This is a genomic window from Polaromonas sp., assembly GCF_029945925.1.
Taxonomy (GTDB): Bacteria; Pseudomonadota; Gammaproteobacteria; order Burkholderiales; family Burkholderiaceae_C; genus Polaromonas.
The window spans coordinates 143,366-161,577 of the sequence record NZ_JAQSDN010000035.1 but is presented as its reverse complement, the minus strand read 5'-3'; the positions used below and the strand labels follow the sequence as shown (position 1 = coordinate 161,577).

Annotated in this window: 16 protein-coding genes and 1 pseudogene; 10 read left to right on the top strand and 7 right to left on the bottom strand. The window is 64.0% G+C overall.

What is annotated here, in order from left to right; all coding sequences use genetic code 11:
• Positions 1-37: 37 nt before the first annotated feature.
• Both PSV40_RS09735 and PSV40_RS09730 read right to left on the bottom strand, forming a co-directional pair.
• Entirely contained in the window at positions 38-1,177 is a 1,140-nt protein-coding gene (locus PSV40_RS09735; protein ID WP_300536921.1) for an ABC transporter substrate-binding protein, read from the bottom strand.
• Positions 1,178-1,355: 178 nt separating this feature from the next.
• The gene (locus PSV40_RS09730; protein WP_300536919.1) at positions 1,356-1,835 is read right to left on the bottom strand and encodes an Lrp/AsnC ligand binding domain-containing protein; all 480 of its coding nucleotides are present in this window, start codon (positions 1,833-1,835) and stop codon (positions 1,356-1,358) included.
• Positions 1,836-1,931: 96 nt separating this feature from the next.
• Between PSV40_RS09730 and PSV40_RS09725 the strand changes: the two genes are divergently transcribed.
• Entirely contained in the window at positions 1,932-5,129 is a 3,198-nt protein-coding gene (locus PSV40_RS09725) for an L-glutamate gamma-semialdehyde dehydrogenase (protein WP_300536917.1), read from the top strand.
• A gap of 131 nt (positions 5,130-5,260) precedes the next feature.
• Here the strand turns inward: PSV40_RS09725 and PSV40_RS09720 are convergent, their stop codons facing one another.
• A complete protein-coding gene (locus PSV40_RS09720) occupies positions 5,261-5,557 on the bottom strand; it encodes a DUF4148 domain-containing protein (protein ID WP_300537054.1) in 297 nt (98 codons plus the stop codon).
• Between the two features lie 288 nt (positions 5,558-5,845).
• Here PSV40_RS09720 and PSV40_RS09715 point away from each other — a divergent pair, with 288 nt between their 5' ends.
• From PSV40_RS09715 to PSV40_RS09675, 9 genes and pseudogenes are all read left to right on the top strand, one after another.
• Entirely contained in the window at positions 5,846-6,256 is a 411-nt protein-coding gene (locus tag PSV40_RS09715; protein ID WP_300536915.1) for a hypothetical protein, read from the top strand.
• A gap of 9 nt (positions 6,257-6,265) precedes the next feature.
• A complete protein-coding gene (locus PSV40_RS09710; RefSeq protein WP_300536913.1) occupies positions 6,266-6,589 on the top strand; it encodes a hypothetical protein in 324 nt (107 codons plus the stop codon).
• Position 6,590: 1 nt separating this feature from the next.
• The gene (locus PSV40_RS09705; RefSeq protein WP_300536911.1) at positions 6,591-6,899 is read left to right on the top strand and encodes a CcdB family protein; all 309 of its coding nucleotides are present in this window, start codon (positions 6,591-6,593) and stop codon (positions 6,897-6,899) included.
• 3 nt (positions 6,900-6,902) lie between these two features.
• Positions 6,903-10,118: a DNA methyltransferase gene (locus tag PSV40_RS09700; RefSeq protein ID WP_300536909.1), complete on the top strand. Its 3,216-nt coding sequence runs from the start codon at positions 6,903-6,905 to the stop codon at positions 10,116-10,118.
• A gap of 27 nt (positions 10,119-10,145) precedes the next feature.
• Positions 10,146-10,436, top strand: coding sequence for a nucleotidyltransferase family protein (locus PSV40_RS09695; protein ID WP_300536907.1), 291 nt, complete (start codon positions 10,146-10,148; stop codon positions 10,434-10,436).
• A pseudogene (locus tag PSV40_RS09690) lies at positions 10,433-10,785 on the top strand (DUF86 domain-containing protein). Before PSV40_RS09695 ends, PSV40_RS09690 begins: the two are co-directional and overlap by 4 nt.
• A 137-nt stretch (positions 10,786-10,922) precedes the next feature.
• Entirely contained in the window at positions 10,923-11,252 is a 330-nt protein-coding gene (locus PSV40_RS09685) for an addiction module antidote protein (protein WP_300536905.1), read from the top strand.
• A 263-nt stretch (positions 11,253-11,515) separates the two neighbouring features.
• On the top strand, positions 11,516-12,700 hold the full coding sequence (locus PSV40_RS09680) for an ATP-binding protein (RefSeq protein WP_300536903.1): 1,185 nt from the start codon (positions 11,516-11,518) through the stop codon (positions 12,698-12,700).
• Entirely contained in the window at positions 12,697-13,209 is a 513-nt protein-coding gene (locus PSV40_RS09675) for a hypothetical protein (protein WP_300536901.1), read from the top strand. The genes PSV40_RS09680 and PSV40_RS09675 overlap by 4 nt, the downstream gene beginning before the upstream one ends.
• 141 nt (positions 13,210-13,350) lie before the next feature.
• Here PSV40_RS09675 and PSV40_RS09670 read toward each other — a convergent pair whose 3' ends face one another.
• From PSV40_RS09670 to PSV40_RS09655, 4 genes are all read right to left on the bottom strand, one after another.
• The gene (locus tag PSV40_RS09670) at positions 13,351-15,810 is read right to left on the bottom strand and encodes an EAL domain-containing protein (protein WP_300536899.1); all 2,460 of its coding nucleotides are present in this window, start codon (positions 15,808-15,810) and stop codon (positions 13,351-13,353) included.
• A gap of 69 nt (positions 15,811-15,879) precedes the next feature.
• Positions 15,880-16,266, bottom strand: a complete 387-nt coding sequence (locus PSV40_RS09665) for a hypothetical protein (RefSeq protein WP_300536897.1) — start codon at positions 16,264-16,266, stop codon at positions 15,880-15,882.
• 282 nt (positions 16,267-16,548) lie between these two features.
• Positions 16,549-17,241 (bottom strand): Crp/Fnr family transcriptional regulator, encoded by a 693-nt coding sequence (locus PSV40_RS09660; RefSeq protein ID WP_300536895.1) that lies wholly within the window; start codon positions 17,239-17,241, stop codon positions 16,549-16,551.
• A 147-nt stretch (positions 17,242-17,388) separates the two neighbouring features.
• Positions 17,389-18,105 carry a Crp/Fnr family transcriptional regulator gene (locus tag PSV40_RS09655; protein ID WP_300536893.1) on the bottom strand — a complete coding sequence of 239 codons (717 nt, stop codon included), beginning with the start codon at positions 18,103-18,105 and terminating at the stop codon, positions 17,389-17,391.
• Positions 18,106-18,212: the final 107 nt, after the last annotated feature.

The following is an 18,212-nucleotide window of genomic DNA, read 5'->3' as shown; positions in this document are numbered from 1 at the left end:
TCCTCCAAAAAAAACATCACTATAGGGGGAACAGGCCCTATCGCACAAACCGCCCGCCCCGGCCGATGATGGTCAGGTCGGTGTAGCGCGAGCCCTCGTGGTTTTTGGGCCCATAGTTCACGATGAAGCCGCCCAGGTTGACCTCGCGCATCGACTCCAGCCCGGTGACCAGGCTCTCGCGCGTCAGCGTCTTGCCGGCGCGACGCACGCCCTCGACAAACACCTTGGCCGCCAGGAAGCCCTCCATGCTGGAGAAGTCGAAGTCCTTGTGCCCGGCCTCTGTCATGCGCTGCTGGTATTCGCGTACCACGGCAGACGACGGGGTGTAAGGAAAGGGAACCACCTGAGAAATCGTGACACCGGCCCCGGCATCGCCCAGCTCCGCCGACAGGGCTGTGGAGCCGACAAAGCTCACATTGAAAAACTGCCCGCCGTAACCCTTGCTGCGCGCCAGCTTGATCAGCGCCGCGCACGATTTGTAGGCGCTGATCTGCACCACCGCCTCCGGGGCGGCTTTCAGGAGTTCGGCCCATGCGGCGGCGACGTCGACCGAATTGCGCTCCACCGTCACGGTGGCGGCGGGCTTGAGGTTGCGTTTGGTCAGCGCCCGCGTCACGCCTTCCAGGCCGGCCTTGCCGTAGGAGTCGTTCTGGTAGAACACCGCAATCTTCTTGATGCCCAGCGTGCTCAGGTGCTGCACGATGCGTTCGGTTTCGTCAAAGTAGCTGGCGCGCACATGAAAAATGTTGCGGTTGAGCGGTTCGCGCAGGGCCTGCGCGCCGGTGAAGGGACCGATCAGCGGAATGCCGGCCGCATTGATGGCGGGCACCGCCGCCAGCGTGGTCGGCGTGCCGACCGAGCCCACCAGCGCAAACACCTTGTCCTCCTCGATCAGCGCCTTGACGGCGGCCGCCGCCTTCTCCGGTTCATACCCGTCGTCGCGCGACACCAGCCGGATGGTGCGGCCGTTGATGCCGCCGGCCGCGTTGACCGCCTTGAAATGCGCCAGCATGCCCAACTGCATGCGTTTGCCGAGTTCAGCGGCGGGGCCGGTCTGGGCCGCGAACTGCCCCACCAGGATTTCCTTGTCCGTGACGCCGATGTCCGCCGCATGGCCGGGCGCCGTGAGCAGGACCGCAAGCAGGCTGCAGGCGCCCCATCGTTGGAAAAAATTCATGTTGGACTCCGTGGCGTTTTTGGACGATGCGGGCGGGTTGCCTATGCAAGGCAGAACCTACCCGAGGCCAACTTAGTTTAAATAACTGAATTTGACAACGCGGTTTGCCCCGAAGATGCGAACTTTTGCTTAAAAAAGCGCGAATGGCCCGCCGCTGCCTGCGCTGCAGTTGCTGTGCTTACACACCCAGGGCCAACTGGGTGGTGTTCTTGACCTCTTCCATCACCGCGTAGGTGCGGGTTTCGCGCACGCCGGGCAACTGCCACAGCGCGTTGCCGGCGAAGTCGCGGTAGGCCGCCATGTCGGCCATGCGGGTCTTGAGCAGGTAGTCAAAGCCGCCGGCCACCATGTGGCATTCCATGATCTGCGGGTACACCTGCACCGCGGCCTTGAAGGCCTCAAACACATGGGGCGTGGTGCGGTCCAGCAGCACCTCGACGAACACCAGCATGCCGGCGCCCAACTTGAGCGGGTTCAGCCGCGCCTCGTAACCCAGGATGTAGCCGTCGCGCGTGAGCCGCTGCACGCGCGCCAGCACGGCCGTGGGTGACAGCGCCACCGCTTCGGCCAGCTTGAGGTTGGACAGGCGCCCGTCCTGCTGCAACACGCTCAAAATCTTCAGGTCGATGCGGTCGATGTCGGGCGGGGTGTCGGTCATGCTAGTGAATTATTCAGGATTGATGGTTGAATTTAGCGTGAAATTCCCATCGAATCCAGAGAACATGGCGTTATTCACCAGGTTACGGAGATTTTCATGTCCCAGCAGGCACGCCTTCCTTTCCCTTACCGGCCCGAAGCCAGCATCGTTTCCGGGCATCTGCAGGCGCTGGCCGGGGCACTGGACTGGGCCGCCGCCGCACCCCTGGCCCGGCCCTGGGTGCAGGCGGTGCGCAACAACCCTCCGCCGTTTTGGGCCATGGAAAGCCTGCTCAAGGAGTACCCGATTTCCAGCGCCGAAGGCCTGGCCCTGATGCGCCTGGCCGAGGCGCTGATGCGCGTGCCCGACGCCGAGACCGCGATTGCCCTGACCGCCGACCAGCTGGGCCGTGCCGATTTTGACGGCGCCAGCGACGCCATGATGGCGCGCTTGTCGGCCTCGGCCATCGCCATGTCCAAGAAGTTTCTGCCCCCTTCGACAAGCTCAGGACAGGCTGCCGAACCTGGCCTCATGAGCAAGCTTGGCGCGCGCACCGTGGTGGCAGCCACCCTGCGCGCGGTGCAACTGCTGGGCCGGCAGTTTGTGCTGGGGCAGAACATCGGCGAGGCGATGAAGGAAGCCGACCGTTCGCGAAAGGACATCCCCGGCCTGCGCTTCAGCTACGACATGTTGGGCGAGGGCGCGCGCACCGAGGCCGATGCGCTGCACTACCTCACCAGCTATACCCATGCTATTGAATCCATAGCTGCCCGCGCAGGTGTGGAAAGGGCGTGTGAGCAAAATGACGGTATATCCATCAAGCTCAGCGCGCTGCACCCGCGTTACGAGGACGCGCAGCACGCGCGCGTGCTGGCCGAGCTGGTGCCGCGCGTCTGGGGCTTGTGTGAGCTGGCCGCACGCGCCAACATCAACCTGACCATCGACGCCGAAGAGGTGGACCGGCTCGAACTCTCGCTGGACGTGTTTGAAGCCCTGGCCGCTTTGGTGGCGCAGCAGCAGCCGCAGTGGCAGGGCTTCGGCTTGGCCCTGCAGGCCTACCAGACGCGTGCGCTGGACCTGATCGACCACGTCATTGCGATGGCCCGCCAATACCGGCTGCGTTTCATGTGCCGCCTGGTCAAGGGCGCTTACTGGGACTCGGAAATCAAGCGCGCGCAGGAGCTGGGCCTGCCGCACTACCCGGTGTTCACCCACAAGCACCACACCGATGTGTCCTACCTCGCCTGCGCGCAGGCCCTGCTGGCCGCGCCCGACGCGATTTATCCGCAGTTCGCGGGGCACAACGCGGGGACGATTGCGGCGATTTTGCAGATGGCCCAGGCCGTTCGCGTTGAGCCCTTCGCCGGGCTCAGGACAGGCCCTGTTGAACCGCCAGCCGGGGAGCCCTCACCCCAGCCCTCTCCCAAGGGGAGAGGGAGTAAGACCGATACCGCATGGCCCCCTCTCCCCCCGGGAGAGGGCGGGGGTGAGGGCCCTGCACACCCAGTGCCAGCCCAGTTTGAATTACAAAGGCTGCACGGCATGGGCGAAGGCGTCTTCCGCGAGGTGCTGAAAACCCCCCAAATTGCCTGCCGCGTCTACGCCCCGGTGGGCGCCCACCGCGACCTGCTGGCCTACCTGGTGCGGCGCCTGCTGGAAAACGGCGCCAACTCCTCGTTTGTGCACCAGCTCGCTGACGAATCGGTGGGCATGGAACAGCTGCTGACCTCGCCCCTGCGTGTGGAACCCGAAGCGTCCTTGCCGCTGCCGCCCGCCCTGTACGGTCCCGGCCGCCCCAACAGCGAGGGGCTGGACCTCACGGTGGAGGCCATGCGTGCGCCGTTGTTTGCTGCCTTCAAGACGGTGCAGGTGCCCGCTGTACCGGAGTTTGATGCCAAATTGGCCTCCAGCGCAGTCACGACGGGCGCAGCCAGCTATCAAAAATGGAGCAAAGTGGCGGTGGCCGAACGCGCGGCCACCTTGCGCCGCGCCGCCGATGCGCTGCAGCAGCAGATGCCCGCCTTCTGCGCGCTGCTGGTCCGGGAGGCCTTCAAGACCTGGGGCGACGCGGTGTCCGAGGTGCGCGAGGCGATCGACTTCCTGCGCTACTACGCGGGCGAAGCCGAACGCATCATGGCGCCCATCGCCTTGCCGGGGCCGACGGGTGAAACCAACGAGCTGCGCCTGACCGCACGCGGCGTCTGGGTCTGCATCAGCCCGTGGAATTTTCCGCTGGCCATTTTCACCGGCCAGGTCGCCGCCGCGCTGGCCACCGGCAATGCGGTGCTGGCCAAACCCGCCGAGCAGACGCCGGGTGTGGCCTGGGAAGCGGTGAAGCTGCTGCACGCCGCCGGTGTGCCCGAAGGCGCGCTGCAGCTCTTGCACGGCCCTGGCGACACCGTCGGTGCGGCGCTGGTGGCGGCGCCGGGCATCGCCGGTGTGGTGTTCACCGGCTCCACCCAGGTTGCCAAAATCATCAACCGGGCGCTCGCCGCCAAGGACGGCCCCATCGTTCCGCTGATTGCCGAGACCGGCGGCATCAACGCCATGCTGGTCGACAGCAGCGCCCTGCCCGAGCAGGTGGTGGACGCCGTGGTGCAAAGCGCCTTCCGCTCCGCCGGCCAGCGCTGCTCAGCGCTGCGCCTGCTGTGTGTGCACGAGGGCATTGCCGACAAGGTGATGGAGATGATTCAGGGTGCGCTGCAGGAACTGGCCGTCGGCGACCCTGCCCAGCTTTCCACCGACGTCGGCCCGGTGATAGACCGCGAGGCGTATGACAACATCCAGAACCACCTGCAACGCCTGGGTTCAACGTCGAAAGTGCTTCCAGCCCTTGCTGGTCGGGCGCAAGCAGCTCCTGATTCAATAGCAAATCTGGTCCTGCCCGGCGCCTTTGAAGTTGCCAGCCTGGCCGAGGTGAAAGACGAAATTTTCGGCCCGGTGCTGCAGATCGTGCGCTGGGGCAGCGGCGCGCTGAACACGCCCGAGGCCGTCATCGCGCAGATCAACGCCCTCGGTTCATCGGCAGCACCGGGCGGTGCCACGCCCGGCTACGGCCTCACGCTGGGCATCCAGACCCGCATCGACTCGCGCGCCCAGGCGCTGGCCGCGGCCGCGCATGTCGGCAACATCTACATCAACCGCAACATGATCGGTGCGGTGGTGGGTAGCCAGCCTTTCGGCGGCGAGGGCCTCAGCGGCACCGGCCCCAAAGCCGGCGGCCCGCACTACCTGTATCGCTTCTGCGCCGAACAGACCGTTACCGTGAACACCACGGCGGCGGGAGGCAATGCGGCCTTGCTGTCGGGGACGTGAGTGCTCAGCTTCCTGTCCCGAAAAGAAAATCGGGCTCCGAAGAGCCCGATATCAAAAGATTCACCCACTGCCAGGGCCGGAGCCCGGGTGGTGGGGATCAGCCGGCCGGAAACCCGGTCAGCCTGCAACCATTACATGTAGCTGGCTTCGCCGCGCGGGATCTGGCCCAGGCGCACAGCGTCAGCTGCCTGTGCACGCACGGTGGCGCGGTCGGTCGAAGACTGCACGGTGGCCGCAACGCGGGAGCCGGCAGGCTCCTGGCTGTGGGTTGCCACTTTGGCGGCGGCTTCGGCGCGCACTTCGGCGACGGAGCGGGTCGAGTTGAACTGGATGCCAAACTGCGAACCGTCAGCTTCGTCAGCCTGGGCGCCGAAAGAGGCAACAGTGGCAAGAGCGGCAACAGCGAAGAATTTGGAAGCGGTCATGATGAAATTTCCTTGGAAGAGTGAATAAACATGTCCGGGCATGGCGGGCTTTTGATCCCCGTCTGTCCAGCCTCGGTGAGTCGTTTATTGGTTGCGGCTCATCGATGTACGAACTTTACTGTTGCTGATAACAAAGAAAAATAGCATTCAATGCAATTTAATATTGTCATATGAGAAACAATAAGGGCTTGAATTGACCTTGCTCTGCCCAAAAGGCCTTCAGCTCAGGCAGAAATTTGACGCCTCAAATTTCATGCGGCATGATGGCATGAACGTTTGAAAGGGTGCGCCATGCTCAAGGAAGTCGGCGCCAGCGGCCAGATCTCGCTGGGTAAAAAATACGCGGGCCAGTTGTTTGATGTGGTCTTCTATCCCGACGGCCGGGTGGAGTTGGTGCCCATGAAGGCCATGCCTGCCATTCAGGACACCACGGCCGCCTCTGCGCCTGCCCGTGTGCAGGAAGAGGCCGGCACCTACCGCGTCGGCGACGGCTGGCTCACGCCCGAGCGGCTGGCGGCGCGCAAGGCGGCGCAGGAGCGCAGCCCGCAAGAGACGGAACGCCTGGCCCGCCAATGGGCCTCTGAAAACCAGGGCGTCATCGACAGCATGAATCAGCACTACGAGGCGGTCGGCAGCATGGGCCGGCGCATGTACGAATGGCGCAAAAAGCAGGCTGCGGCCAACAATACCCACAGTCATTAAGGACACACGATGCTTAAAGAAGTCGGCGCCAGCGGCCAGATCTCGCTGGGTAAAAAGTTTGCCGGTCGCCTGTTTGACGTGATCGTTCATCCCGACGAGCGGTTTGAACTCATTCCAATGAAAGCCGTGCCCGCCAACCGGGCGCCGGAACCCCGGCCTGTTGTTGTGGCCGATGGCTGGTTGCCACCGGGCGGCTACGAGCAGTGCTCCCAGTGGGCCCTGGAAAACAGGGTGGCACTTGAGGCCTATGCGCAGCGCATCGCCGAAGACGGCACGGCCGCTGAGCAGTTGCAGCAATATCTGGCCGGCCATCCAGACGCGCTGCAAGGCTGACATGGCGCGCTTCGACGTTTTCCGCAACCCCAATCCGCGCGCCAGCCATCAGCTCTACCTGGACGTGCAAAGCGATCTGGTCAGCACCGCCACCCGCTGGTGCATTCCCTTGCTGGCTGCCAAACCCGAGTATCCAGTCGCCAGCCGTGCACAGGGCCTGTTGAACCTTCTGGACGACAGTTATGTGATGGACACCCCAAACCTGCTGTCTGTCCCGGCGGCATTGCTGCGCCATCCCGTCGGTCGCCTCGGGCCGCAAGAGCAGGCCCTGGCCGAAGCGTCCATCGAATTCATGTTGCGGGGCTACTAACCCATGACCCCCCAAACCTTCATCACCAAGTGGGGTCCCGGCGGCCCGGCCTTTGCGCTCAACGAAGAGCAGGGCGCGCAAAGCCACTTCATTGACTTGTGCGAACTCTTGGCCGTGCCCAAACCCGGCAGCGAGGCCGGTTATCTGTTTGAAGAGAAAAACGCCGTCATCGGCGGGCGCACCGGTTATGCCGACGTGTTCAAGCGCGGCGCGTTTGCATGGGAGAACAAGGCGCCCGGCAAAAACCTCGACGCCGCGCTCAAGCAGCTGCTTACTTACAGTCTCGCATTGAGCAACCCGCCGATTCTGGTGGTGTGTGACCGGCTGACGATTCGCATCCACACCCAGTTCACCGGCCACCCGACCGAAACCTTCCATGTGGCGCTGGCCGAGCTGGACCAGCCCGACAAGCTGGCCCTGCTGCGCCGCATCTGGACCGACCCGGAAAGCTTCAGGCCCCAAAAAACCAGCCGCGACATCACCGAAACCGCGGCCCGCAGCTTTGCCACCCTGGCCGACGGCCTGCGCAAACGCGGCCCCGACAAAAGCACGCAGCCGCAGGAGGCGCAAACCCACGCCGACGAGGTGGCGCACTTCCTCACCCAGTGCCTGTTCTGCTTTTTTGCCGAAGACGTGGGCCTGCTGCCCGGCCGCATGTTCGAGGGCCTGGTCAACAACCGCCAGCTCACCAGCGACAAGCTCACCACCGGCCTGCGCAACCTGTTCACCGTCATGCGTGACGGGGGGCTGTACGGCAACGACGACATCCCGTGGTTCAACGGCGGCCTGTTCAAAAAGATCAAGGTGCCCGCGCTCACCGTGCTCGACATGACCGAGCTGCGCAACGCCGCCGCGCTGAACTGGAGCGCGATCGACGTGTCGATCTTTGGCACCCTGTTTGAACGCGGGCTGGACCCCGGCAAACGCAGCCAGCTGGGCGCCCACTACACCGACCCGGCCACGATTCAGAGAATCGTCGAGCCCGTGCTCAAGCGCCCGCTGCTACAGATATGGGAGCAGACCGCGCAGGACATACGGGCGCTGATGGCCAAAAGCACCCGCAAGGGCGACAAACACTACAAGGCCGCCAAGGCCAGGTTCATCGGCTGGCTGGACCAGCTCAGCAGCTACCGCGTGCTTGACCCGGCCTGCGGCAGCGGCAACTTTCTGTTCCTGGGCCTGAAGGCGCTCAAAGACATCGAACACCAGAGCCACATTGACGCCGCGTTGATGGGCCTGGACCGCGAGGCCGACCTGGTGACCGGCCCGTACAACATGCTGGGCATCGAACTCAACGAATACGCCGCCGAACTCGCGCGCGTGACGGTGTGGATAGGCGAGCTGCAGTGGCGCCTGCAACACGGCTACGAGTTCAAGACGAACCCGGTGCTGGAGCCGCTGGACCACATCGAGTGCCGCGATGCGCTGCTGACGTTTCTCCCTCTCCCGCCGGGAGAGGGCTCCCAAAAACCCCCTCTCCCCGCGGGAGAGGGCTCTCAAAAACCCCCTCTCCCCGTGGGAGAGGGCTGGGGTGAGGGCGCTCCCCGCGTTGTCGAAGCCATGTGGCCCAAGGCCAGTGTGGTGATTGGCAACCCGCCGTTTCTGGGCGTAAGCCGCAAGCGCCGCGAACTGGGCGAAGCCTACACCCGGGCACTCGATGAAATTTACGCACTCAGCGTGCCAGGCGGCGCGGATCTGGTGTGCTACTGGTTTGCCAAGGCGCTCAAGGCCATCGAAACCAATGGTTTGGGCGCAGCGGGGCTGGTCGCCACTAACTCCATCCGCGGCGGCGCCAACAGAAAAGTGCTGCAAGCGATCACCGAACGCAGCAACATCTACGCGGCCTGGAGCGACGAGCCCTGGGTCAATGAAGGCGCAGCCGTCCGCGTATCGCTCATTTCCTTTGGTCACGACAAGAGCGCACAACTCAATGGCATCGCCGTGCCGCAAATCTACGCTGACCTCACCGCGCCAACGACGGCTGGTGACTTGCTGGACGTTAGCAAAGCGCACACGCTGGCTGAGAACCTGGGGGCCAGCTTTCAGGGCGCATCGAAGAAAGCCAAATTCGAGATTGACGCCGAGCTTGCGCGTGACTGGCTACGACTGCCCAACCCGCACGGACGGCCTAACAGCGATGTGCTCAAACCCTGGGCAAACGGCTTTGAACTGAGTCGCGGGCCACAGCACCAATGGATTATTGATTTCGGCAACGACCTTGCTGAAGCCGAGGCCGCACTGTACGAAAAGCCTTTCAGCTACGTTGTCGCATGCATCAAGCCCGAACGAGTCAAAAAAACAGAACCGGCTTTGCGTGATTTCTGGTGGCGCTTTGGCAGACCTCGGGTGGAGATGCGCGTAGCCTTCAAACCACTGACCCGTTTTATCGCCACGGTTGCGCACTCGAAGCACAGGTTTTTTGTATGGCTACCCGTCACCACGTCACCAGACCAGGCGCTCATCACGGTGGCGCGTGCCGACGACACCACGCTTGGCCTGCTGCACAGCCGCTTCCACGAACTCTGGTCGCTGCGCATGGGCACGTCGATCGGCGTGGGCAACGATCCGCGCTACACCCCCACCACCTGCTTCGAAACCTTCCCCTTCCCCGAAGGCCTGACCCCCGCCGACACCGCGCACCAGCGAACCGAGGCGCTGGCGGGGAGCCCTCACCCCCACCCTCTCCCAGCGGGAGAGGGCGTAAACCCGGGGGCAGGCGCGCTGATTCCCGCCGGGCTTTCAGAGTCAAATGTGCCTGCAGCCCAGCAGGGACGGGCGCCAGCAGCTATGAATAAGGTAGCGATTCGCGAAGCCGCCGAAGCCATCGCCCGCGCCGCCAAACGCCTCAACGACCTGCGCGAAGCCTGGCTCAATCCGCCCGAGTGGACGCAGCGGGTGCCCGAGGTGGTGCCGCTGGGCATGACGGTCAGCCCCTACCCGGACCGCATCCTGCCCAAAGCCGGTTTTGAAAAGGAGCTGGCCGATCGCACGCTGACCAAGCTCTACAACCAGCGCCCGGCCTGGCTGGACGCGGCGCACAAAGAGCTCGACGCCGCCGTGGCGGCGGCCTACGGCTGGGCTGACTACAGCGCAGACATGCCTGACGAGGAAATCCTCAAGCGGCTGCTGGCGCTGAATTTGGAACGGTCTGGCGCCGCGTCCGGTTCTCCCAGCGATACGAGCGCGCAAAAAACTGCTGGCCGCCGTGTACTCGGCTAACATCGCACAAAACACCTTCTGAACGCCATGCGACCATCAATCTCCCTGGAATCGAAGCGAATGGCAGTGCGCGCAGCGGCCGCCCGCTTTCGCACGGCCAACCCGCGTGTGTTCGGTTCAGTGGTGCATGGCAATGACGCGGAGGGGAGCGATATTGACTTGCTGGTGGACCCGCTGCCGGGCACCACGCTGTTTGATCTGGGCGGGCTTCAGGTGGAGCTGGAGGAATTGCTCGGTGTTCCCGTCGATCTGCTGACGCCGGGCGACCTGCCGGCCAGGTTCAGGGCGCAGGTGCTGGCCGAAGCCCTTCCGGTATGAGCGCAAGCCGCGTGCCGGACTATCTGGACCACATGCTTGAGGCCGCCGTTCAGGCCTGCGCTTACGTGGAGGGTGTATCGAAAGAGGAATTCCTTCAGGACAAGCGAACGCAGCAGGCCGTCATTCTCAACCTCATCCTGATTGGCGAAGAGGCCACCAAATTGCTCAAGGACAAGAAGCATTTGCCGACCAGCATCCGCAGGTGCCTTGGCGCAGCATGAAGGGCATGCGCAACCGCATTGCGCATGGCTATTTTGAGATCAACCTGGAGACTGTCTGGGAAACCATACAGACGGCCTTGCCCAGCTTGATTGAACAGTTGCCGGCGATCCGTGACAGCGTGCGTTGACCAGGCTGTCCCGCACAAACTCAGGTATTCATTGAGGCTGGTTCGTGATCGTGCTTCTGGTCGGCGGCGACAAACGCTCACAGGATGCCGACATTGAACGTGCCATTGCGATGGCTAAAGACTGGAAGGATTGAGTCATGGCTGAAAAAAACGGCATCGAGAAATTTACCCGATGGGACCCGGTGGATGACCTCAAGACGGACGAAGACGTAGCGCTGTACTTTCAGGCCTGCGTGGATGAAGACCCGGGTGACGGAAGCCTTGTTCGCGCAGCACTGGGCGACATCGCCCGCGCGCGCGGCATGAGCCAGCTGGCGCGCGACACCGGCCTGGCGCGTGAGGGGTTGTACAAGGCCTTGTCGCCCGAGGGCAACCCGGAGTTCGCGACGGTGATGAAAGTCATCAAGGCGCTGGGGCTCAAGCTGGGCGGGCCGGCGGCGCAGTCGGCGGAGTCGGCGCAGGTGTGAGTTGGGCGCCGAAACAGGCCTCCATTCATTTCTTTAAGCCAAAAGTGCCTCCAGCCCAGGTGGGTGCTGCGCGGGCAGCTACTGATTTAATAGCAATCTGACAGCCAGAGGCCGCTCTCAGCAGCTGGCGCGTGCGCCGGCGGCATCGCGATGCCACCCTGCCGGTCTCCCTGGGTGCGCTGCCGTTAGCTAAAACCTTTGAATTTTCAAAGACCATTCAACTTTCATACAAAAAAATGTCTGAAAAGTGATTTAATTGGACCATGTTGCACCGTTACGCGTTTTCAAACTTCCAGTCTTTCCGTGAGCGAACTGAGGTTTCCTGGTTGCTGGACGGCCGGGTGCCTGCCGCCGTCTGGTCGGGTCAGGCGGCCACAGCGGCGCGGGTCAGCACGGTGATGGCTGTTATTGGCCCGAATGCCAGTGGTAAAACGGCTTTGCTCAAACCCATTCTGTTTTTAGACTGGTTCATGCGCCATTCATTTGGCACCGAGCCCAGCGCCCCGCTGCCATTGCGGCCGCATGCTGCGGCGCAAAGTGAGCCAACCGAGTTCGAGGTGGAGGCGGATTTCGACGGTCGCCTTTGGCGCTACACGCTGCGCTGCACGCCGCAGCGCGTATTGCACGAGGCCTTGTATGTGAAGCACGAACGCATGCGCTATGTGTTTGTGCGCGAGTGGAATGAAAGCTCGCAGAGCTACGACGTGAAGCAGCAGGATTTCGGCCTGGCGCCGGCCGAGGCGCGCAAGGTGCGGCCCAATGCCTCGTTGATTGCGACCGCAGCGCAGTACGGCGTGCCCTTGGCCCAGCGCCTGGTCAGCAGCCATATATCGACCAACATCCACCAGTTTGGCCGGTTGGTGAATGACACAGACCAGTTGGTTCGGGCCGCAACGCACTTTGCCGCCGAGGAATCGCAGCGTCAGCAACTGGTGCGCTTGCTGGCTGCCTGGGATCTCGGCCTGAGCGACCTGCAGGTGCGCGAGATGGAGGCCGTACTTCCCGATGGCAAGACGGAGAAGTTCTGGCTGCCTTTCGGCATTCACCGCGCGGCTGAGGGCGTGTCGTTTGAGCTGCCGTTCGCGCTGGAATCCAGCGGCACGCAAGGCGCCTTTGTGTTGCTGGGCCGGCTGCTGCCGGTGCTGGCTGCAGGCGGTCTGGCGGTGATCGACGAGTTCGAGAACGACTTGCATCCGCACATGCTGGAGCCAATTCTGGACCTGTTCGCCAACCCAGCCACCAACCCGCACCGCGCGCAACTGCTGTTCACCTGCCATGCGATGGAGGTGCTGAACATTCTGCACAAGTCGCAAGTCATGCTGGTGGAGAAGGACGAAAACAACGAGAGCAGCGCCTGGCGGCTCGACACTGTGGACGGCATTCGAAGTGACGACAATTTCTACGCCAAGTACATGGCGGGTGCTTTTGGTGCCGTGCCTCAGCTATGAAGGGCGGTGCAAAGCGGCGCCATGTGGCGCGCACCGTGCTGCTGGTGGGTGAGGGAGATTCCGAGGTCGTATTGCTGCGGCATTTGAAGGCCCTGTACGTCCTGCGCGGTTCTGGTGTGGCGGTCACCATCAAGAACGCGCGCGGCAAAGGAGCAGCGCATGTGGTGGACGTGGCGGTGCGCCAGTCGCTTAACGCGGCGTTTGACCTGAAAGTGGTGTTACTGGACACCGATACGGACTGGAACGACAAGACCCGGGCGCTTGCGCGCAAAGCAAAGGTACAGGTTGTTGCGGCTGACCCCTGCCTTGAGGCGCTGCTGCTGACCGCCCATGGCTATCCGGTACTGGGCAAAACCACGGCCAGGCTGAAGCAGGAATTTTCAGAGCGCTTCGGTGGCGCGGCCTTCGAGTCCAAGGTCTATGAAAAGTATTTTTCAAAGGAATTCATGGAGAAGGCGCGGATAGGCTCGTTGGCACTGCACCAGCTTCTGAATGTGCTTGTGAAGTGAAAAAGGAGCGCGCCATTGCGATGGCGCCGGAACAGGCCCCGATTCGGTTTTTTTACAAGCCAAAAGTGACTCCAGCCCTGGTGGTTAATGCGCTAGCAGCTATAAATTCAATAGCGTTTCGTTGGCGCTACGCAGCGTGGCTCAGCAGCCCGATGCGCCCTCCGGCGGTTTGGCCATGCCCTGCATGAACACTTCGAGTTCGTCGATAGGCAGCGGCTTGCAGAACAGGTAGCCCTGGAAGCAGTGGCAGCCGTGGCGGGCCAGGAAGTCGCGCTGGGCTTCGGTCTCCACACCCTCGGCCATCACGCCCAACCCCAGGCTTTGCGCCAGGCCGATGATGGTGCGCGCAATCGCTGCGTCGTTGGGGTCGGTCAGCACGTCCTTGACGAAGGCGCGGTCGATCTTGAGCTGGTCCAGCGGCAGGTGTTTCAGGTAAGACAGCGCCGAGTAGCCGATGCCGAAGTCGTCAATGGACAGCGTCACGCCGGCGTCCTTGAGGGTGCCCATCTTGGCAATCGTCACGTCCATGTCGTTGGCCAGCAGGCTTTCGGTGAGCTCCAGCTTGAGCCGGTGCGCGCTGATGCCGGCGCTGGCGATGGCGGCCATGACCTGCTCGACAAACTCGGGGTGGCGAAACTGGCGCACGCTGACGTTGACCGCGATGCTGAACTTTTCGGTGAGCGGACAGGCGGCCCAGCGCGCCAGCTGGGCGCAGGCGGTTTCCAGCACCCACTTGCCCAGCGGCATGATGAGTCCGCTTTCCTCGGCCTGGGGAATGAAGCTGTCGGGAAACACCAGGCCGCGCTGCGGGTGCTGCCAGCGCACCAGCGCTTCGGCGCCCACCATGAAACCCTTGGGGCCCACCTGCGGCTGGTAGTGCAGCACGAATTCCTGGTTGCGCAGGCCCTGGCGCAGCTCGTAGGTCAGCGCCGCGTTGGCCGTCGCCAGCGCCTGCATGCAGGGGTCGAAAAAGCAGATGGTGTTGCGCCCCGCGGCCTTGGCCTGGTACATCGCCAGGTCGGCCTGCTTGAGCAGGTCGCCCACGCTTTTTTGGTGTTGGGTGATCAGCGTGATGCCGATGCTGCAGGTGCCGTCATAGTCGAGGCCCGACAGGTCGCAGGGCTCGCTGAGGGTGGCCAGAATTTTCTGTGCCACGACTTCGGCCTTCTTGCGGGCCAGCGGCGGGTCGTCGCCCAGGTCTTCGAGCAGGACCACGAATTCATCGCCGCCCAGGCGGCCCACGGTGTCGCGCAGCCGCACGCAGCTGTTCAGGCGCGTTGCCACCTTTTGCAGCAGCAGGTCGCCGGTGGCATGGCCGCGCGTGTCGTTGAGCACCTTGAAGTTGTCGAGGTCGATGAACATCAGCGCCCCGGTTCTGTCGGGGTGGCCGGTGTGGGACAGCGCTGTGCGCAGGCTGTCCATCAGCAGCTGGCGGTTCGGCAACTGGGTCAGCGTGTCGTAAAACGCCAGGTGCTCGATTTCTTCCTCGGCGGCCTTGCGTTCGGTGATGTCGCGCGCCACGGCCACCCAGTGCGTCAGGCCCCGGCTGAAATAGTCCACCGGCACGATGTCGAGCTCCAGCCAGAACTGCTCGCCGTTTTTCTTGTAGTTGATGAGTTCCGCGCGCACCGGCCGCGCCTGCTCCAGCGCCTGCCGGATGCGGTCCAGCTCGGCGCGCTGCGTGCGCTGCCCCTGCAGCATGCGTGGCGTCTGGCCCAGCGCTTCGTCGGGGCTGTAGCCGGTCTGCCGCTCGAAGGCGTCGTTCACAAACACGATGCGCGGGCCGGGCGCGTCCACCGGGCCGGCTTCGGTGATCATCACGATGTCGTTCAGGTGCGCGATGCCGGTTTGCAGCAGCAGCAACTGCTCCTGCGCCTGGCGCTTGTCGCTGACATCGCGCAGGTACACGGCCACCCCTTCCGAAAAAGGGTAGGCGCGCAGCTCCAGCCATCGGTCGGGAATGGCGCAGAAGACCTCGAACTCGCGGCTGGCCCCGCTGCCCAGCATCTCCAGGATTTCCTGGTGCACCCGGCCTGTGTCGTTGCCGTCCAGCGCGTCCCAGAGCGTCTGGCCCAGCAGCGCCGTGCCTGGGGCGCGCAGCAGACGTTCGCTCTCGCGGTTGACATAGGTCAGCCGGCCTTCGCGGTCCAGCGTGGCAAAAGCGTCGGTTATGCTCGCCAGCGTGGTCGCCAGCCGCATGGTCAGGCTCTGGCTTTCCTGCTCGGCGCGTTTTCGGGCGGTGAGGTCTTTCAGAACGCCTGACAGCTGCACGATGGCGCCCGAGTCATCGCGCAAGGCCTCGCCCAGCGAGCGCATCCACAGCCGCTGGCCGCGCGCGGTGATGACCTGCACCTCTTCGTCAAACGCCGTGCCGTCCGCAAGGCAGCGCTGCAGGGCCGCGGCCATGCAGGCGCGCGACTCGGGCGCATACACATCCAGTGCGTTGGCCCATGGCGGGGCCTGCTCCGGCGTCATCTCCAGCATGGCGGCCAGGTGCGCCGTCCATGTCAGCTGGTGCGACGGCAGCGCCAGCATCCAAGCGCCCGCACCAGTGGCCCGCTCCAGCACCACGAGCGGGCCGGGCGGCAGGTTCTGGGGCATGGGAGGGATGACCGGCATGCTGACCACGCTAACAGACGCGGGGCCGGCCAGGGCTTCACAAAGCGCCCGTCAGGGTGTCGGACGGTGGCTGCGTTCCTGCTTCAGCGCGGTGTGCAGGCGGTCCAGCGAGCGGGCACAGTCGAGCACAACGGCCTGCACCAGGCTGGCAGCCAATGTTGCCGAATGGCCGGGCACCTCGGGCAGCTCTCCCAGCCGCTCGCCAACAACGCGCCGCAGCGTGGTTTTTACCGCCTCAAACAGGGCATCCCAGTCCTCGACCTCGATGAACAGGTGGGCGTCATACGGTGTATCGGGGAGGGCTGCCTCAGGGTGGGTTCCGAACCCGTTGAGGCCCGGCACCAGGGCCGGCGGCGTATCGTGCAGGGATGGTGGGCTCACGCCGCGCGCGCCGGCGGCCTGCCCTGGCGTGCGCGGAAGAAAGGTGGATGAGGTCATTACGTAGCCTCTCTGTGCCATGGGGCGCTTGCCGCCATTGCATGCAGGTTGTGCAGTTGTGGGTAGTCTGGTCCGATGCTGTTGGTTGTAAAGGATTTCTTTCCTATCGTCGGTGCGCTAACGAACGCAGGGGTGGGCCGTGGGGTGGTCCACTGCGCGGCGGTGCTGGCCCCCATGCTGTTCAGTCAGCCCCGTTCGCCCTGAGCTTTGACAGGCCCTTCGTCCAGCTCAGGACAGGCTTCGGCAGGCTCACCCCGGACGGCAGGCGAACGGCAGGGGTGTCTACCCCAGCAACTCGGCGTAGGTCCGGCGGGCGACGGCGTAACAGCAGCAGGCGGCGGCCTCCAGCCCCTTGCGGTCCAGCACGGTGAGTTTGCCGCGGTGGTACTCGATCAGGCCTTCTTTTTGCAGGGCGCTGGCGGCGGCCGTGATGCCGACGCGGCGCATGCCCAGCATGTAGGCGAGAAACTCGTGCGTGACATGAAAGCTGTCGGAGTGGGCGCGGTCCTGGCTCATCAGCAGCCAGCGCGCCAGGCGCTGGCCGGTCAGGTGAAAACGCAGGCAGCCGGCAGACGCGGCGTGCTGCGCCATCAGCACGTACAGGTAGCGGTTCAGGCCGCGCTGCAGCGACGGGCTGCGCGCCAGCTCGCGCTTGAAGGCGGCCGTGCCGATGCGCCAGGCGCCGCCGGCGCCCTGCACCAGCGCGCGCCACGGCGCAGTGGCGACACCCAGCGCCAGCTGCGCACCCAGCATGCCTTCGTTCCCTACCATGCCCACCTCCACGCCCGGACTGCCATCGACCGGCGTGACCAGCGAGATAAAGCCCTGGGTGGGAAAGTACACGTGGCGGACCGGCTGGCCGGGCTCGCACAGGACTTCGGACAGCACCAGTTCAACCGGCTCGCAAGCGGCCAGCAGGCGCACGCGGTCCCGGCGGGGGAGACGTTCAAGAAGGTGGTTTTCGACGATGGGCAAGCAGCACTCCGGTGGGTTGCGGCCCCGTCACCGGGGCAATTACAAGGCCGCGCCACTGTCGGATGCAGTTCCAGTCGGTGTCCCAGTATGCGCCAGATAATCTATCCACACCGACCATGGGGTCAGCACACGAAGACGGGACAGGGGTCAGATAGCCAGCTTGTCGGGGAGCAGACGGTCGTATTCCTTCTTGACCACGGCATAACACTCGCAAGTGCGCTTTTCCAGCCCGGGCCGGTCCAGCACCGTGATGCGGCCGCGCGCGTAACGGATCAAACCCGACGCCTGTAACTGCAGCGCGGCCTCGGTCACGCCCTCACGGCGCACGCCGAGCATGTTGGAGATCAGCTCCTGTGTCATCACCAGCTCGTTGCCCTGCAACCGGTCCAGGCTCAGCAGCAGCCAGCGGCACAACTGCTGGTCCAGCGAGTGGTGGCGGTTGCAGACGGCGGTTTGCGCCATCTGCGTGATCAGGGCCTGGGTGTAGCGCAGCAGCAGGTGCAACACCGGTGCACGCTTGAATTCTTCCTTGATGACCTGCGCCGGGAGCCGGAAGCCCTCGCCGGCGCTTTGCACCACGCCCCGGCTGGGTGTCGATTCGCCGCCCATGAACAGCGAAATGCCGACCACGCCTTCGTGGCCGACCACGGCGATTTCGGCCGAGGCGCCGTTTTCCATCACATACAGCAGGGAGACGATGGAGGTGGTCGGGAAGTACACATGGCTCAGGGTGCTGCCCGATTCATAAACCACCTGGCCGAGCGGCATGTCGACCAACTCGAGTTGCGGCAACCAGCGCTGAAACTCGGCGTCAGGCAAGGCTGCAAGCAAGTCGTTTTTTCGGGGATCGGGGGAAACGGCCATCAACAAAGCTCCGAAGCGATATCTGGCTTCGAGGGATGCCTCTGACAGAGGTGTCGTGCCAGTCTGCCATATTAGGCCGTTCCGAACGCTTTGTATGTACGCCATCG

What these genes read in the sequence shown, in the direction of transcription:
- PSV40_RS09735 (WP_300536921.1), bottom strand. Translation starts at nt 1,177, where the DNA reads ATGAATTTTTTCCAACGATGGGGCGCCTGCAGCCTGCTTGCGGTCCTG.
- PSV40_RS09730 (WP_300536919.1), bottom strand. Translation starts at nt 1,835, where the DNA reads ATGACCGACACCCCGCCCGACATCGACCGCATCGACCTGAAGATTTTG.
- PSV40_RS09725 (WP_300536917.1), top strand. Translation starts at nt 1,932, where the DNA reads ATGTCCCAGCAGGCACGCCTTCCTTTCCCTTACCGGCCCGAAGCCAGC.
- PSV40_RS09715 (WP_300536915.1), top strand. Translation starts at nt 5,846, where the DNA reads ATGCTCAAGGAAGTCGGCGCCAGCGGCCAGATCTCGCTGGGTAAAAAA.
- PSV40_RS09710 (WP_300536913.1), top strand. Translation starts at nt 6,266, where the DNA reads ATGCTTAAAGAAGTCGGCGCCAGCGGCCAGATCTCGCTGGGTAAAAAG.
- PSV40_RS09705 (WP_300536911.1), top strand. Translation starts at nt 6,591, where the DNA reads ATGGCGCGCTTCGACGTTTTCCGCAACCCCAATCCGCGCGCCAGCCAT.
- PSV40_RS09700 (WP_300536909.1), top strand. Translation starts at nt 6,903, where the DNA reads ATGACCCCCCAAACCTTCATCACCAAGTGGGGTCCCGGCGGCCCGGCC.
- PSV40_RS09695 (WP_300536907.1), top strand. Translation starts at nt 10,146, where the DNA reads ATGCGACCATCAATCTCCCTGGAATCGAAGCGAATGGCAGTGCGCGCA.
- PSV40_RS09685 (WP_300536905.1), top strand. Translation starts at nt 10,923, where the DNA reads ATGGCTGAAAAAAACGGCATCGAGAAATTTACCCGATGGGACCCGGTG.
- PSV40_RS09680 (WP_300536903.1), top strand. Translation starts at nt 11,516, where the DNA reads ATGTTGCACCGTTACGCGTTTTCAAACTTCCAGTCTTTCCGTGAGCGA.
- PSV40_RS09675 (WP_300536901.1), top strand. Translation starts at nt 12,697, where the DNA reads ATGAAGGGCGGTGCAAAGCGGCGCCATGTGGCGCGCACCGTGCTGCTG.
- PSV40_RS09670 (WP_300536899.1), bottom strand. Translation starts at nt 15,810, where the DNA reads ATGCCCCAGAACCTGCCGCCCGGCCCGCTCGTGGTGCTGGAGCGGGCC.
- PSV40_RS09665 (WP_300536897.1), bottom strand. Translation starts at nt 16,266, where the DNA reads ATGACCTCATCCACCTTTCTTCCGCGCACGCCAGGGCAGGCCGCCGGC.
- PSV40_RS09655 (WP_300536893.1), bottom strand. Translation starts at nt 18,105, where the DNA reads ATGGCCGTTTCCCCCGATCCCCGAAAAAACGACTTGCTTGCAGCCTTG.